2 protein-coding genes are annotated in these 1,388 nt (G+C 48.2%); both read left to right on the top strand.

The genetic code is table 11. The annotated features are described in order from the left end of the window. Positions 1 to 97 precede the first annotated feature (97 nt). Complete coding sequence (locus tag AC2JC8_RS06115; RefSeq protein WP_484594363.1) at positions 98 to 796, top strand: PilN domain-containing protein; 699 nt, start codon at positions 98 to 100, stop codon at positions 794 to 796. Continuing rightward, the coding region (locus AC2JC8_RS06110; RefSeq protein WP_484594362.1) for a hypothetical protein at positions 793 to 1,388 on the top strand (596 nt) is incomplete at its 3' end. The genes AC2JC8_RS06115 and AC2JC8_RS06110, both read left to right, overlap by 4 nt.

Here is a 1,388-nt window from a genome sequence, read left to right as displayed (position 1 = left end):
TGGCTTCAATTAGCGCCATTGCGTGCCATTGGTAGTGGCGATCCATTGACAGATGCAGCATTCGCCGGCCTCATAGGCACGGCGCAACGCGTAGCGGATGGTTGAACACCTGCAGGTAGATCTGCTGCGGCAACGGCGGGAGGAGTTAGGGATTAGCCCTAAACCGCTGATATCGCCGCGGCAATTGCTATGGAAAGGTGGCGCCTATGGGCTGGTGCCATTGGCTTTGGTATTGCTGGTGGGGGCAGGGATGTTTTGGCGGCAGCAGGTGCTGCAGGCATCGGTGCTGGCGCTGGAGCCGGCTGCAAGCCAGCACGACAAGTTGCAACAGGAAAATACCCAGTTAGAGATGAAGGTATTGAAATTAAACCAGGCGAATCTTGTATTGGTAAATGGTTTATTAGCGGTGCGATCTTCCTCTGCGCTATTGGCGGAATTAGCAGCAATAACGCCCCAAGATTTGCAAATGCAAACAGTAAAAGCAGATAGCGGTAGTTTTAGTTTGAAAGGTAAGGCGGCAATGCCAGCAGGTTTTGTGCGTATTAATGCTTTGCAATTAGCGATGGAAAAATCATTATTTTTTAAAGAACCGGTGCAATTAAAAAAAGCACAACAAGAACAAACAAAATCCAAAGATAACGAAGAGCAAGCAGTGGTTAATTTTGAATTAATAGCTGATTTTGATAACACAAAACCGCAAAAGCCTTATCTGCTATTGCAACAACTAAAGCCTTTGGGTTCATTAGGAATGGCGGCACGGGTAGAAGCGATCAAGCAGATGGGGTTACTGCCATGACAAATTTTCAACCGGAACAAAAAGCAACGGGGCTGGCGCTTGTAACACCAGAACGGGCTTTGCTGCTATTGCCGGTGCTGGCGGGGGTGGTGGTGGCAGCTGTAATTGCTGGATTGGCTTTAGTGCCATTGGCTGGAACGTTGCAAGAACTAGATAAGTTGGAAAAAGAACGGATCATAAAACGAGATGCACTCGCTGAGGTGGTGCGCGCCCAAGGGCGTTTGTTTCAACAACAAGCCCGCTCAAAGGCTCAAAAAATGAAGCTGTTGCAATTGGTGGCAGGTGAGCGTTCATTAGCAACGCTATTAAGCCAATTAAGTGTGGAAGCAGCAAAAGCAGGGGTGACTTTAGAAAGCTATGAACCGCAAACCAGCACTGCTGCTCCAGTTGCAGCTACTCCAGCAGTGCCTGGTGCTCCTGCTACTCCAGTGGCAAGTGGTGATCCATTACTGGGGGAAGGGATAAAAAAAGACCAACAGTTAATGGTGGTAAAAGGTAGTTATCAAGGCTTATTAATGTTTCTAAGGCAACTGGAATGGGTTACTCCATTACTTGTAATTAGTGATCTATCGCTGGAGGCGGGGCAGGAGCA

This window comes from Synechococcus sp., assembly GCF_982614295.1.
The sequence above is the reverse complement of the archived record's forward strand: the minus strand, read 5'-3'. Positions and strand labels throughout refer to the sequence as shown.